Raw genomic sequence first — 12881 nt, forward strand, 5'->3', positions numbered from 1 at the left:
GGTGGAGCATGAGCAATTTCACGAATGATGCGTTCGGCGCGGGGCACGACCATATCTTCCTTGGCGCCGCGCACGAGCAGAACGAGCGGCGGACGTGGATGGTGATCGGCCTGTGCGCGGCGATGATGATGGTCGAGATCGTCGGCGGCACGCTGTTCGGGTCGCTGGCGCTCGTCGCCGACGGGCTGCACATGTCGACGCACGCAGGCGCGATGCTGATCGCCGCGCTGGCCTATACCTATGCGCGCAGGCATGCCAACGATCCGCGCTTCGTGTTCGGCACCGGCAAGCTGGGCGACCTGGCCGGGTTCACGAGCGCGATCGTGCTCGCGATGATCGCGATCCTGATCGGCTACGAGGCGGTTGCGCGGTTGCTGGCGCCGGTACCGATCCATTTTGGCGAGGCGATTCCGATCGCTGTGCTGGGTCTCGCGGTCAACCTCGCGAGCGTGTGGCTGCTGAGCGGCGGGCATCACGGGCACGATCACGGCCACCATCATGGGCACGGCCACGGCCATGGGCACGCGCACGACGATCACGCGGATGAGGCCATGCGGGTGTTCTCGACAGCCGGCGTGTTCGACGTATCGGTGTTCGAGGACGGTGTGCCGCCGGTGTTCCGGATCGCGCCTGCCACAGGCGAGTCGAGCGTCGACGGGGTGCTTGCATCGATCACGACTGTCCGTCCCGACCAGTCGCGACAGCATTTCACGATGGTGGCGCGCAACGGCTTCCTGGAATCGCGGGAGACCATTCCCGAGCCCCATGCGTTCGAGGCGATCGTGACGCTCAACGGCAACGAGCACGCGCTGACGTTCGTCGAACACGATCATCATGAAGGCGCGCACGCTGCGGCGGCCCGCGATCACAACATCCGGTCGGCCTACGTTCACGTGATCGCCGATGCCGCGGTGTCGGTGCTGGCCATTATCGGGTTGCTGCTCGCGCGGGCTTTCGGCTGGGTCTGGATGGACCCCGTCGCGGGCATCGTCGGCGCGCTCGTCATCGCGAACTGGTCGTACGGGCTGATGCGCGATACGGGCGGCATCCTGCTCGACGTCAATGTCGACCGCAAGCTGGCGGAGCGCGTACGTCACGCGATCGAGGCGTTTGGCGACAAGGTCAACGATCTTCACGTGTGGCGGGTCGGCCCCGGCCACATGAGCGCGATCGTGTCGGTCGAGACCGTCGATGCGGCGCGCGACGCGCGCTTCTACCATGCACTGGTCGAAGGCTTCGGCGGCGTGTCGCACGTAACCGTCGAAGTGATGACGCCGGCAAAGGCTGCCTGACCGTGGCCGTGAAATCGCCGTGTATCGAGCTGTGCGCGTTCGATGGCCGCACCGGATTCTGCACGGGCTGCTTGAGGACGCGCGACGAGGCACGCGACTGGAAGAAACTGACCGATCATCGCCGGCACCAGATACTGAACGACCGCCATCGCCGCCAGGCGAAGATCCGGCGCGAGACGGGGGAATAGCGCGGGCCGGCATGCGCGGTCGTGCCACCGGACTGCAGTAGTATCACCGGCATCCCGTGTCGGGATTCCTGAACCGGGAGCGACCCATGCAGACCGAACCGTCGACCGGCGTTCTTCGCCAGATTCCGCGCAGTGTCTGGGTGCTGGGCTGCGTCAGCCTGCTGATGGACGTGTCGTCGGAAATCATCCACAGCCTGTTGCCGATGTTCCTGATGGCGGGGCTCGGCGCGAGCGCGACCGCGATCGGCGTCATCGAGGGGATCGCCGAGGCGACGTCGCCGGTCGTCAAGGTGTTCTCCGGCACGCTGAGCGACTACCTGCGCAATCGCAAATGGCTGGCGGTCGCCGGATACGGGCTCGGCGCGCTCAGCAAGCCGCTGTTCGCGATCGCGCCGACGCTCGGCGTCGTCGTGACGGCACGGATCGTCGACCGGATCGGCAAGGGGATTCGTGGGGCGCCGCGCGATGCGCTGGTGGCCGATGTCACCCCCGTCCACCTGCGCGGCGCCGCCTACGGGCTGCGACAGTCGCTCGATACGGTGGGCGCGTTCCTCGGGCCGCTTCTGGCCGTCATCATCATGCTGGTGTGGCACGACGATTTCCGCCTCGCATTCTGGCTGGCCGTGATTCCCGGCGTGCTGGCCGTGGCGTTGCTCGCGTTCGGTATCGACGAGCCGGCGCGTGCGCCGGGCGAGCCGCGCGTCAACCCGATCCGCCGCGATGTCGTCGCGCAGCTCGGTGCGCGCTACTGGTGGGTCGTCGCCGTCGGCGCCGTGTTCGCGCTGGCCCGCTTCAGCGAGGCGTTCCTGGTGCTGCGCGCGATGGGTAGCGGCGTGCCCGTCGCGCTCGTGCCGCTCGTGATGGTGGCGATGAACGTCGTGTACGCATTGTCGGCCTACCCGTTCGGCAAGCTCGCCGACACGACGAGCCACAAGACGCTGATGGTGGCCGGGCTCGTCCTGCTGATCGCTGCCGATATCGTGCTTGCGCTTGGCGCGCATTGGGCAACCGTCCTGGTCGGTGTCGCGTTGTGGGGGCTCCATATGGGGATGACGCAGGGGTTGCTCGCGACGATGGTCGCGCATGCCGCGCCGTCCGCATTGAGAGGCACGGCGTTCGGTGTGTTCAACCTGCTCAGCGGCGTGGTGACGCTCGTGTCGAGTGTCGTCGCGGGCATCCTGTGGGACCGGGTGGGGGCGGCGGCGACGTTCTACGCAGGGGCCGTGTTCAGCGCGGTGACCATCGCGTTGCTCGTGTGCATTCGCGCGTCATTTGCCGCGGTTCAGGATCGCTAGCCGGAAGGCGGCGAACGGTCTAGCTATCCGTGCCCCGCGGAAAATGAAGCGCGAACGTCGTGCGCCCGTCGCGGCTCGCGACCTCGACCTTGCCGCGATGCAGCTCCATGATCGACTTCACGATCGCGAGCCCGAGCCCCGCGTTGCGCGCCGCGCCGTGCCGCGACGAATCGATCCGGTAGAAGCGTTCGAAGATCTTGTCGACCTGTTCGGGCGGAATCGCAGTGCCGCGATTCGTGACTTCGACGACCGCGTAGCGGCCTTGCGCCGACACCGCGAGCTCGATCGTCGACGCGGCTTCCGCATGTTCGAGCGCGTTTGACGTAAGGTTGCTGACGGCACGCCGGAACAGCGTCGCATCGGCGACGACCGGCGCTTCGCCGTGCACGTCGATCCGCACGCCGGCTTCGTCGGCCAGCGCCTGGAAATACGACGCGAGCCGGCGCAGCTCGCTGCCCGCATCGAGCTCGGCGGTCTTCAGGTGCTGCCGGGCGTTATCGGTGCGCGCGAGAAACAGCATGTTCTCGATCATCCGCTGCAACCGTTCGCATTCCTCGATATTCGAATCGATCAGCGCTTCGTATTCCTCGGTCGTGCGCGCGCGCGACAGCGTGACCTGCGACGCGCTGATCACGTTGGCGAGCGGCGTGCGCATGTCGTGCGCGAGATCGGACGAGAACTGCGACAGCCGCACGAACGCGCGTTCGAGGCGGTCGAGCATCCGGTTGACCGACGTCGCGAGTTCACGCAGCTCGACCGGGCCGCCGCGCGCGTCGAGCCGTGCGTTCAGGTTGTGGGCCTCGATGCGCGACGTCTGCCGGCCGAGGCTCTCGACCGGGCGCAGGCCGCGCGACGCAACCGCATAGCCGAGCGCGCCGACCAGCAGAGCGCCCACGGCCGCCGCGAGCCAGATGTCGACGCGATAGCTTTCGAGCAGCGACTGGCGATCGGTCGCCGTGCGCGCGAGCGCGACCTGGATCGCGTCGCCGGACGGCAGCGTTTCGCGTGCATAGACGCAACGCGACGTGCCGATGCCGGGCGGCGAACAGGTGAACGGCTCGCGGGCTCGGCTGGCCGGATGCGGTGCCGCGATCACCGACGCGAGCGTATTGCCGGCCTCGTCGGAATGCTCGACGAGCGCGCGGTTCTGCGCATCGTAGATGCCGAGATACACGCCCGGATGCGACAGCAGCACCTCATGAAACACGGCCGGATCAGCGCGCAGCGCGGCGATCGATCCGCTCGCGTGTGCAAGCTGCAGGAACTGGTTGAGCTTGCCGGAAATCTCGATGTCGTCGCGCCGCGTCAGCTCGGCGGACAGCGAGCGATACAGGTACGCGCCGGTCAGCGCGAACACGAGCGCGGCGACGACGGCGAACGCGAGCGTCAGCCGCCGCAGCAGCGAATACGCGCCAGGGCGGCGCGTCACGAACGATCCTCGAGCACGTAGCCCATCCCGCGGATCGTGTGGATCAACTTCTTCTCATACGCGTTGTCGATCTTCGCGCGCAGGCGCTTGATCGCCGCATCGACGACGTTCGTGTCGCTGTCGAAATTCATGTCCCAGATCTGCGACGTGATGAAGGTGCGCGTCAGCACTTCCCCCTCGCGTTCGGCGAGCAACTGCAGCAGCGCGAATTCCTGCGCGGTCAGGTCGATGCGGGTGTCGGCGCGCCGCACGCGGCGGCGGATCAGGTCGACTTCGAGATCGGCAACCTGCAGGACGTCGCGCACGTTGCGCGGCGCGCGCCGCAGCAGCGAGCGGATGCGCGCGAGGAACTCGGCATACGCGAACGGCTTGAGCAGGTAGTCGTCGGCGCCCAGCTCGAGCCCGGCGACCTTGTCCTCGATCGCCTCGCGCGCCGTGAGCAGCAGCACGGGTGTCTGCTTCTGTGCGCGCAGCCGCTTGAGCACCTCGAAACCATCCATTTCCGGCAGCATCACGTCGAGCACGACGAGATCGAACTCCTCGTGCAGCGCGAGGAACAGCCCGTCCTTGCCGTTTTCTGCGACGTCGACCGTGTAGCTCGCCTCCATCAGCCCCTTGCGGAGGTACGACGCCATCTTGGGCTCGTCTTCGACTATCAGTATTCGCATGGTGAGGCAGGCTGTCCGTGAGTCATCCGTGATTCCAGCCGGTCAGTGTAACGCGTGAGCTTACGGCGGCGTGCGTGCGCGAAGGGTGACCGCCGGATGACGGAATTGTCATGAAACCGCGGTCATGTTTCGGCCATGTCGTCGTCACCGCGGCGACGATAAGCTGCGGCCGTCGTGTCCCCGGAGCGCGCCGTCGCGGCGCTGCGCCGGCCCATCCGGTCGTTGCCTGCGTGATTTCGCATCCATGTCGTACTGGCGCAAATTCCTCGTCGTCGTGCTGCTGGCGCTGAGCCTGCCGATCCAGTCGTTCGCGGCTGTGTCGATGGCGTGCGCGGGGGCGGTCGCGGCAATGCCGCACGCGGGGGACGGAGCAAGCGACGATGACGCGGTCGCGCCGCGTGCGATGCCGAGCGCGCATGGTGGCCAGCATAAAGACGAGCACGCGCGCGGCGATCATGCGCGACATGCACAGCCATGTTCCGCATGCGGATCCTGCTGCTTCGGCACCGGCATGGCGGATCTTCCCGTGATGTCCGTTGCGTCGGGTATCGGTATCGCGCTCGTCTCTTTCGCTTCGGCGCCCGTCGTCGTGTCGTTCCTGACTGGCGGCATCGACAGGCCGCCGCGCCGGCTTCTCGTCTAGACCCTGCCCGCGGCCTCGACCGGCCGCGCTCTGCAATCCGTTCCGGCGGCGGTATCAAGGCCGCCGGACGACTCGTGACGAGACCCATTCATGCGATTCATTACTGCGGCGCTGTTGAGCGCGGCGGCCCTCGTGCCGTCGCTCGCGCCAGCGCAAACCCCGCTGCCCGATCCAGCGGATGCCACCGTGGCCGTGCCGGATATCACCGTGACCTCCGCATTCGACGGCTACCGGCCGTATCGGGACGACGAAGGCCCGGGCTGGAAACAACTGAACCGCGACGTGATGGCACGGCCCGCGAAGGGCCGTGCGACGGGCGGCGCGGCCGGAAGCGGCGCCACGCATTCGAAGCACGGAGGCGCCGCGCAATGACGATGCTTGCGATATCGCCGAGGATCGGCGCGGCCGCGGCCGTGCTGGCCTTCCTCGCCGGCTGCACGACGTTTTCGAAGGACGGTGGCTTCGACGCGGTGTCTTCCGCCGCGTCGGAGCGCATCGGGAAAGACGCGGTGGTGATCAAGACCGACGCCGACCGCGAAGCCGTCGACAAGCGCACGAAGGAGCTGCTTTCAAAGCCGCTGTCGATGGACGACGCGGTGCAGGTCGCGCTGCTGAACAACCGCGGGCTGCAGGCGTCATATGCGGAACTGGGGCTGTCGGAAGCCGATCTGGTCCAGGCTGGCCGGCTGCCGAACCCGCGCTTCGCGTTCAGCCGCACCCGCGCCGGCGACGGCGAGCTGACGCTCGGCCGCACGTTCTCGGCGAACGTGTTCGCGCTGCTGACGATGCCGCTCGCGACGAACATCGAACGCCGCCGTTTCGAGCAGACCAAGCTCGAAACCGCCGACGCGATGCTGAAGGTCGCAGCCGACGCACGCCGTGCGTACGTCGAGGCCGTCGCGGCCGAGCAGGCCGCGAACTATGCGCAACAGGTGCGCGATGCCGCGAGCGCGGCCGCCGAACTCGCGCTGCGCATGCGGCAGGCCGGCAACTTCAGCCGCCTCGATTACGCGCGTGAACAGGCGTTCCATGCCGATGCGGTTGCGCAGCACGCGAAGACGCGCCAGCAGGCCGTCGCCGCGCGCGAGAAGCTCACGCGCGCGATGGGCCTGTGGGGCGACCGCACGCGATACGCGCTGCCCGAGCGCTTGCCCGACCTGCCGAACGCGCGGCCGAACCTGCCCGATCTCGAGCGGTTCGCGATGAGCAACCGCCTCGACATCCAGGCCGCGAAGCTGCAGACGCAGGGCGTCGCGTCGTCGCTCGGCCTGAGCAAGGCGACGCGCTTCGTCAATGCGGTCGACCTCGGCTACGTGAACGACTACGAGACCGGCAAGGGCCACGAGCACGGCTACGAGATCAGCGTCGAGATCCCGCTGTTCGACTGGGGCGGCGCGAAGGTCGCGCGCGCCGAGGCCGTCTACATGCAATCGGCGAACCGGCTCGCGAAAACGGCCATCGACGCGCGCTCCGACGTGCGCGAGTCGTATGCGGCGTACGTGACGAGCTACGACGTCGCGACCCACTATCGCGACGAAGTCGTGCCGCTGCGCAAGACGATCTCCGACGAACTCCTGCTGCGCTACAACGGGATGCTCGCGAGCGTGTTCGAGCTGCTAGCCGATGCACGCGAACAGGTCGGCGCGGTCAACGGCTACATCGATGCGCTGAAGGATTACTGGCTCGCCGAAACCGATCTGCAGATGGCCGTCGGAGGCCGGCTGCCGTCCGACGGTGCCACGCCGCGCGCGACGCCATCCACCCAACCCGACGCCCCTTCACACGCCGACGCTGCGCCGCAGCCGGCTTCTTCATCCGCGGCGCAACCGGCGCCCGCGACGCAACCGCATCCGGAAGGTCATTGACATGGTGTCCCGTCGACAATTTCTCAGCGGCTCGGGCGCCGCGCTGCTGGGCGCCGCGATGGTCAGCAAGGCCGGCGCCGCGTCGCTGCCCGAAGCGCCCACGATGGCGAAAACCGGTACGCAGCCGCCGCTCGTGCCGCCGAACGGCCGCCCGTACACGCCCGTCGCGACGCTCAACGGCTGGACGCTGCCGTGGCGGATGAAGAACGGCTGGAAGGAGTTCCACCTGACGGCCGAGCCCGTCGTGCGCGAGATGGCGCCCGGCATGAACGCGAACCTGTGGGGCTACAACGGCCAGTCGCCGGGCCCGACGATCGAGGCCGTCGAAGGCGACAAGGTACGCATCTTCGTGACCAACCGGCTGCCCGAGCACACGACGATCCACTGGCACGGGCTGCGGCTGCCGAACGGGATGGACGGCGTCGGCGGCCTCACGCAGCCGCATATCCCGCCCGGCAAGACCTTCGTCTACGAGTTCCAGCTGGAAGCGCACGGCACGTTCATGTATCACCCGCACGCCGACGAGATGGTGCAGATGGCGATGGGAATGATGGGCATGTTCATCGTGCATCCGAAGGATCGCGGCACGATGCCGGTCGATCGCGATTTCGTGTTCCTGCTCGCCGCATACGACATCGATCCGGGCAGCTACACGCCGCGCGTGAACGAGATGACCGACTTCAACATGTGGACCTTCAATTCGCGCGTGTTCCCGGGCATCGATCCGCTGCCGGTGCGCGCGGGCGACCGCGTGCGGATTCGCTTCGGCAACCTGACGATGACGAACCACCCGATCCACCTGCACGGCTACAGCTTCGAAGTCGCGGGCACCGACGGCGGCTGGATTCCGCCGGCCGCGCGCTGGCCGGAAGTGACCGCCGATGTCGCGGTGGGCCAGATGCGCGCGATCGAGTTCACCGCCGATCGCCCGGGCGACTGGGCATTCCATTGCCACAAGTCGCATCACACGATGAATGCGATGGGCCACCAGGTGCCGAACCTGATCGGCGTGCCGCAGAAGGATCTCGCGCAGCGCATCGGCAAGCTCGTGCCCGACTACATGGCGATGGGCAGCACCGGCGGCGCGATGGGCGGCATGGAGATGCCGCTGCCCGACAACACGCTGCCGATGATGACGGGCACGGGCCCGTTCGGTCCGCTGGAGATGGGCGGCATGTTCACGGTCTGCAAGGTGCGGCAGGGGCTTGGCCGCCACGACTATCGCGACCCGGGCTGGTTCAGGCATCCGAAGGGCACCGTCGCATACGAGTACACCGGCGAACTGCCGGACGGCTGAGCAGCAGCATGCGGCGGCTGCGTGCATGCGGCCGCCGGTTTCGTTTCATTCACTGGGAGTCGACACGATGAAGAAGGGACTGGTTTTGATGGCAACGGGTTGGGCATTGGCGTTTTCCGCGGCGACGTATGCGGCCGGCGACATGGCCGGCATGGACATGAGCGGCGGCACAAAGCAGGCGGCTGCGGCGATGTCGGGCATGTCGCACGGCGAAATCCGCAAGGTCGATACGGCTGCCGGCAAGCTGACGATCAAGCACGGCCCACTCGAAAACCTCGGGATGGATGCGATGACGATGGTGTTCAAGGTGAAGGATCCGGCGATGCTGTCGCAGGTGAAAGCGGGCGACAAGATCGACTTCGTCGCGGAAGACGTGGACGGTGCGCTGACCGTCGTCGAACTGAAGAAGCCGTGACGCGGAGCGTGCCCATGAAGATCACGACCCTCACGCGGCTGGCCGCGATCGTCGCGACCGGTGCGATGCTCGCCGCCGCACCGATCGCGGCATCCGCGCACGGCAAGCTGGAAAGCGCGGCACCGGCGACAGGCAGCACGGTCGACACCGCGCCCGACACGGTGCGGCTCACGTTCAACGAAGACCTCGAACCGGCGTTCAGCTCGGTGAAGGTGTCGGATGCGAACGGCAACGCCGTCACGCAGGACAAGGCAAAGGTCGATGCGGCGAACCCGCGCGTGATGACCGTCGCGATGCCGAAGCTCGCGCCCGGCGCGTACACGGTGCAGTGGGTGGCGATGACGGCCGACGCGCATCGCACGAAAGGCACCTATACGTTCAGGGTGAAGGGGTGAACGACGGCGTCATCGGTCTCCTGCGGCTCGTATCGGTGGCGATCCAGAACGCCGGGTTCGCCGTCGTCATCGGCGCGCTGCTCGGCCGCCACTGGCTCGCGCGCGGCGCGTCGGCGTGGCAGCACGGCATCGCGCGGCGGCTCGGCGCGACGCTGCGCATCGCGTCCGTCATCTCGCTGCTCGCAAGCATCACCGCGTTCTGGGCGCACTGCGCGCTGATGAGCGAGGTGTCGTTGCTCGAAGCGGGGCCGGCCGTCTGCGCGATGCTCGCGGGCACCGGCTTCGGTCATGCGTGGCTGGCCGGCGCGGTGTTCATGCTCGTCGTCGTGGTGCTGTCGTTCGTCCGGTGTGCGAACGATAGGCGCTTGCCGTTCGCGATGTGGGCCGCGCTGGCCTGCGTCGCGCTCGCACGCAGCAACGGCGGGCATCCGGTGGATGCCGGATTGTTCAGCGTGCCGGTGTGGATCGACTGGCTGCATCTGCTGGCGATCAGCGCATGGGTCGGGCTCGTGCTCGTGACGGCATTCGGCGTGATGCCGAGGCTTGCAGCGATGCCCGCAAGCGAACGCACGACCGGCGCATCGTTCGTGCAGTCGCTATCCGATGCGTCGACCTACGCATTGATCGTGCTGTTCGCGACCGGCGCGTACAACGGCTGGCGCGGCGTCGATACGCCCGTCAATCTGCTTGCATCGGCGTACGGGCAGATCCTGCTGCTGAAGCTCGCGCTCGTGCTGATCGCGGCGGCACTCGGCGGACACAACCGCTTCTTCGGAATGCCAACGTTGCTGGCCGCGTTGAAGGATCCGGCCGCTTCGATGCCGGTCAGTTCGTTGAAACGGTTCGGCACGGTGTTGCGGATCGAGGCGGTGGTGCTCGGCGGCGTGCTGATGGTCGCGGCCGTGCTCGTGTCGAGCGCGTTGCCGGGCACGGTGTAGCGTGGCGGCGCGGAGCCGCGGCAGCGAGACCACGCGGGGCAATCGTCACGGGCGCGGCGGATTTTCATCAGACGATTTCCCCGCATTTTCCGGCGTAAACACACGCTCGACGGCGATCGCAGCGTGATAACGACAATTACATCAGCCTGTCTTTGTATTACCAAAAACTGTCATTGAGCGCCGCTAAGCTTTCGCCACCCTCACAACCGGGATTCCCCGTCATGCGCTCGACAATCCGCCTCATCACCCCGCTATTGCTGCTCCCGACGCTCGCCGCGCCGGTTTTCGCCGCCACTGCCGCGCCCGTCAGCCCGAACTGCGGCGGCAGCACGACGCCGATCGCCGATATCCAGGGGCCGGGCGCGCCGTCGCCGCTCGCCGGCCAGAACGTGTCGATCGAGGCGGTCGTCACTGCCGATTTCGGCGGCACGGACGGCTTCGGCGGCTTCTTCGTCCAGCAGGCCGACGCGCAGCGCCGCAACCAGCCGGGCGTGTCGGAAGGCCTGTTCGTCTACGCGCCGAAGGTGCGGGCGAAAGCGGGCGACCTCGTGCACGTGGCGGGCAAGGTCGAGGAGAAGTACGGCCAGACGCAGCTCACGCAGTCGGGCGCGATCGCGGTGTGCGCGAACAACCAGATCGTCACGCCCGTGACGCTCACGCTGCCGGTCGACAGCCCGAACGCGTTCGCCGCGTATGAAGGGATGCTCGTGCGCCTGCCGCAGACGCTGAACGTCACCGACAACTACGAGCTCGGCCGCTACGGCAGCGTGATGCTCAGCAACGGCCGCCTGCGCACGCCGACGAGCGTTGTGCCGCCCGCGCAGGCGCAGACGCAGATCGAGGCGAACGCACGCAACCGCCTGATCCTCGACGACGGCTCGAACAAGCAGAACCCCGCGACCGTGCCGTATCCGGCCCCGGGCCTGTCGGCCGCGAACACGCTGCGCGCGGGCTACACGGTGCGCGACGTCGAAGGCGTGCTCGAAGTGCGCTACGGCGCAGGGCGCGTGCAGCCGCTGCCGGGCGCCGCCGTGCCGGCATTCGACGCACGCACGAACCCGCGCACCCACGCACCGGCGCGCGATCCGAAATCGAACCTGCGCGTCGCGTCGTTCAACGTCCTGAACTACTTCAACGGCAACGGTCTCGGCGGCGGCTTCGACGATCCGAACAATCGCGGCGCGAAGAACTTCCAGGAATTCCAGCGCCAGGAAGCGAAGATCGTCAGCGCGCTGAAGGCGATCGACGCCGACGTGATCGGCCTGATGGAAATCCAGAACAACGGCTATGGCGAACTGAGCGCGGTGCGCCAGCTCGCGGCGAAGCTCGGCAATCACTGGCGCGTCGTCGATCCGGGCGTGTCGCGCCTCGGCGGCGATGCGATCACGGTCGCGATGATCTACGACAGCCGCAAGGTCGAACCGGTCGGCCGCGCGGCGACGCTCGCGATCGACGACAAGAACCGCCAGCCGCTCGCGCAGTCGTTCCGGCTGATCAACGGCAACAAGCAGTCGCTGACGGTCGCGGTCAACCACCTGAAGTCGAAGAACTGCCCGGACGCCGCGAACGACGATCTCGACCAGGGCGACGGCCAGGGCTGCTGGAACCCGACGCGCACGCGCGCGGCGGCGAAGGTGGCCGACTGGCTCGCCGGCAACCCGACGGGCGTCGCCGGCCAGGGCGTGCTGCTGATCGGCGACTTCAACAGCTACACGTACGAAGACCCGATCCGCACGCTCGAATCGCGCGGCTACCGCAACCTCGTCGCGCGCTGGATCGGCGCGAATGCGTACAGCTACGTGTACAACGGCGAAGCCGGCTACCTCGATCACGCGCTCGCGACGCTGCCGCTCGCCTCGCACGTGAAGGCCGTGCACGAATGGCACATCAACGCGGACGAGCCGCTCGCGCTGCAGTACACGCTTGCGTACAAGTCGGCGGAGCAGCAGAAGACGTTCTACGCGCCGGATGCGTATCGCTCGTCGGATCACGATCCGGTGCTGATCGATATCGTGCTGCCGGGCGGCGGGAAGTAATGGCGAATTGAATGTGGAAGAAGCGCGGCGTGCGGCGAGGCTGCATGTCGCGCTTCATCCCTATTGGAAGCGCCGGCAGGAGAGAAGGGTAAATAATTCCGCTGAATTTATTGGAACTCGAGAAATCGGTATTTTATGGATGGCGCGGTGCGGATAAACGCATCGATTGAAGAATGGCTGAAGTGACTTGAATCATTGAATGGCCGCCGGAACATGCCGTCGCGCTGAATTAAGCGATCAAGAATAATTAAAATGAAAGAATAATTCTAGTGATCTGAAGGATTTCGTGCCGCAACATCATTGCCAGTAAAGGATTGCTGGTTGTTCGATAAAAGCGGCGGATTCTGCGGATTATTGTCGACAGCGCGCGCAATGCACGAATAATCCCGTTTTCTTTCAATTGCCAGACACTGTCCGCCG

Annotated in this window: 13 protein-coding genes; 11 read left to right on the forward strand and 2 right to left on the reverse strand. The window is 66.9% G+C overall.

The annotated features are described in order from the left end of the window. Positions 1 to 8: 8 nt before the first annotated feature. The 3 genes from dmeF to LGM56_RS14705 all read left to right on the forward strand — a co-directional run bounded on the left by dmeF (position 9) and on the right by LGM56_RS14705 (position 2775). Positions 9 to 1292 carry a CDF family Co(II)/Ni(II) efflux transporter DmeF gene (dmeF, locus tag LGM56_RS14695; protein ID WP_226205348.1) on the forward strand — a complete coding sequence of 428 codons (1284 nt, stop codon included), beginning with the start codon at positions 9 to 11 and terminating at the stop codon, positions 1290 to 1292. Positions 1293 to 1294: 2 nt separating this feature from the next. Next, the gene (locus LGM56_RS14700) at positions 1295 to 1480 is read left to right on the forward strand and encodes a DUF1289 domain-containing protein (RefSeq protein ID WP_089428416.1); all 186 of its coding nucleotides are present in this window, start codon (positions 1295 to 1297) and stop codon (positions 1478 to 1480) included. Between the two features lie 86 nt (positions 1481 to 1566). Continuing rightward, the gene (locus LGM56_RS14705; protein ID WP_226205349.1) at positions 1567 to 2775 is read left to right on the forward strand and encodes an MFS transporter; all 1209 of its coding nucleotides are present in this window, start codon (positions 1567 to 1569) and stop codon (positions 2773 to 2775) included. A gap of 19 nt (positions 2776 to 2794) precedes the next feature. Here LGM56_RS14705 and LGM56_RS14710 read toward each other — a convergent pair whose 3' ends face one another. Together LGM56_RS14710 and LGM56_RS14715 are read right to left on the reverse strand one after the other, a co-directional pair. Further along, positions 2795 to 4204, reverse strand: a complete 1410-nt coding sequence (locus tag LGM56_RS14710; RefSeq protein ID WP_226205350.1) for a heavy metal sensor histidine kinase — start codon at positions 4202 to 4204, stop codon at positions 2795 to 2797. Continuing rightward, positions 4201 to 4872: a heavy metal response regulator transcription factor gene (locus tag LGM56_RS14715; RefSeq protein WP_226205351.1), complete on the reverse strand. Its 672-nt coding sequence runs from the start codon at positions 4870 to 4872 to the stop codon at positions 4201 to 4203. The genes LGM56_RS14710 and LGM56_RS14715 overlap by 4 nt, the downstream gene beginning before the upstream one ends. Before the next feature lie 244 nt (positions 4873 to 5116). Between LGM56_RS14715 and LGM56_RS14720 the strand changes: the two genes are divergently transcribed. From LGM56_RS14720 to LGM56_RS14755, 8 genes are all read left to right on the forward strand, one after another. Beyond that, on the forward strand, positions 5117 to 5515 hold the full coding sequence (locus tag LGM56_RS14720) for a hypothetical protein (RefSeq protein ID WP_089497803.1): 399 nt from the start codon (positions 5117 to 5119) through the stop codon (positions 5513 to 5515). Between the two features lie 90 nt (positions 5516 to 5605). Further along, complete coding sequence (locus LGM56_RS14725; RefSeq protein WP_089497802.1) at positions 5606 to 5887, forward strand: hypothetical protein; 282 nt, start codon at positions 5606 to 5608, stop codon at positions 5885 to 5887. Further along, on the forward strand, positions 5884 to 7380 hold the full coding sequence (locus LGM56_RS14730) for a TolC family protein (RefSeq protein ID WP_226205352.1): 1497 nt from the start codon (positions 5884 to 5886) through the stop codon (positions 7378 to 7380). The genes LGM56_RS14725 and LGM56_RS14730 overlap by 4 nt, the downstream gene beginning before the upstream one ends. A gap of 1 nt (position 7381) precedes the next feature. Next, complete coding sequence (locus LGM56_RS14735; protein WP_226205353.1) at positions 7382 to 8677, forward strand: multicopper oxidase family protein; 1296 nt, start codon at positions 7382 to 7384, stop codon at positions 8675 to 8677. Positions 8678 to 8744: 67 nt separating this feature from the next. After that, positions 8745 to 9092, forward strand: a complete 348-nt coding sequence (locus tag LGM56_RS14740; RefSeq protein ID WP_226205354.1) for a copper-binding protein — start codon at positions 8745 to 8747, stop codon at positions 9090 to 9092. Between the two features lie 14 nt (positions 9093 to 9106). After that, positions 9107 to 9487 carry a copper homeostasis periplasmic binding protein CopC gene (gene copC / locus LGM56_RS14745; RefSeq protein WP_089428408.1) on the forward strand — a complete coding sequence of 127 codons (381 nt, stop codon included), beginning with the start codon at positions 9107 to 9109 and terminating at the stop codon, positions 9485 to 9487. Then, positions 9484 to 10425 carry a CopD family protein gene (locus LGM56_RS14750; protein WP_226205355.1) on the forward strand — a complete coding sequence of 314 codons (942 nt, stop codon included), beginning with the start codon at positions 9484 to 9486 and terminating at the stop codon, positions 10423 to 10425. The genes copC and LGM56_RS14750 overlap by 4 nt, the downstream gene beginning before the upstream one ends. A gap of 221 nt (positions 10426 to 10646) precedes the next feature. Continuing rightward, on the forward strand, positions 10647 to 12461 hold the full coding sequence (locus tag LGM56_RS14755; protein ID WP_226205356.1) for an ExeM/NucH family extracellular endonuclease: 1815 nt from the start codon (positions 10647 to 10649) through the stop codon (positions 12459 to 12461). Positions 12462 to 12881 lie beyond the last annotated feature (420 nt).

This window comes from Burkholderia sp. AU38729 (assembly GCF_020419725.1).
Classification (GTDB): Bacteria; Pseudomonadota; Gammaproteobacteria; order Burkholderiales; family Burkholderiaceae; genus Burkholderia.